We start from the raw sequence: 1,511 nt of genomic DNA on the forward strand, positions 1-1,511 counted from the left end.
AGGAGCGTGCTGACCCCCCCCCCTTCCCTTCTTCCCTCCCCTCCCCCCCCCCCCCCCCCCCCCCCCCGCCGCCAGGCGATGGGAGAGCAGGTCGGGTGCCTGGGTATCCAGGCGGACGAGGTTCTCGTGGCGCCCCATGAAGACGACCCAGCGGCGCTCTCATCCAGTGTGCCGGTCAGGTCCGGCACGGTGGTCCGCGCAACGCGAGCTGAAGGTCAGACCGAGCCAGCACGCCCAGCCGATGGGTTGCAGCGCCCAGTAGCTCACGATCCGGTAGAGCAGCGTGAGCGCGATTGCCTGGTCGATGCGCAGCCCGTACAGCACGAGCAACGCTGTCAGGCTGGCCTCCACCACACCGAGACCGCCCGGCGTCAGCCGCAGGCTGCCCGTCATCTGGGTGAGCGTGTATGCCACGAGGATCCCGCGCCAGGGAATGCCGATGCCCAGCCCCCACGCGCAGGCGAGGAGGCAGGCCGCGTCGCACCCCCAATTGAGCAGCGCGAGGGTGAAGGGCTGCCACCACGGGCGCAGCCCCGGTCGAACGGCATGGACGTGCCGGACGAGGGCAAGCAGGCTGTCCTCGATGTTCCGCAGCTGCTGGGAACGTACCCCGAGCCGCCGCCAGAGCCGCCAGGATCGGCGTCGTACCGGCTCGAAACGGGAGAGACCAGCCACAGCGCCCACCATCACGCTGAGGATCACCACGAGCCCAAGCACCACGGGCCGCAGCGCTCCGAGCCCCGCGGCGCCGCTCGCCAGCGCACCGGTCACCAGCAGCGCAAAGAGCGCGGCCACCGACAGCACTCCCGAGACGGCAAGCACCGCTCCCGCGAGTACCTGCCCGACACCCCTGCGCCGCAACTGCGTGAACATCCATGCGGCTGCGAACGCCGCCCCGCCCGGCAGCGCACCGGCGACGGCGTTGGCCGCCAGCACGATGGTCCCGACGACCTTGAGGCGCAAGCGCGCCCCGCCCACCCGCAGCAGCCACTGCTGCAGTGCGATCAGAGCGCCGAGAGACGCTGCCTGGAACCCGGCGACCAGGACGAGCCGGGGCAGCCGGACTGCGGCGATCAGGTGCGAGGCCGCAGCCAGGTCGTGCCGCCGGTACACCGCGACGACTGCCGCGATTACCACCAGGGCGACGGAGCCGAGCCACCACAGCCGACGTGGCGCCCTGAAGGGTGCGGCAACGAAGCCCTCGCCGTGCTCGAGGTTCTCATCCGCGCCGTCCATGTCCGCCACCGTACGGCGCCACACCGCCCGACGAGATGAGCGGTAAGCGAACCGTCCTGTACCGGGGGCCGCCGGCGGCCCCGTCGTACGCGCAGTTGTCCGCAGAAGGCGCCGGGACGGACCACTCACCTGACGAACGTGCAGTCGGAACGCGAGTGGCCTGGGGGGGCCGCCCCGGGGGGGGGGGGGGAAGAAGGGGACCGACCGAGGGGTGTTTTTGTATGGGGGGGTCAAGCAAGAACAAACACCCCTTGAGGGAAAAGTGGAAAGCGAGA

1 protein-coding gene is annotated in these 1,511 nt (G+C 71.0%); it reads right to left on the reverse strand.

What is annotated here, in order from left to right:
• Positions 1-159: 159 nt before the first annotated feature.
• Positions 160-1,236, reverse strand: a complete 1,077-nt coding sequence (locus ACZ7IB_RS31550; RefSeq protein ID WP_470917222.1) for a lysylphosphatidylglycerol synthase transmembrane domain-containing protein — start codon at positions 1,234-1,236, stop codon at positions 160-162.
• Between the last annotated feature and the right edge of the window lie 275 nt (positions 1,237-1,511).

This window comes from Streptomyces sp. NPDC037301 (assembly GCF_055602785.1).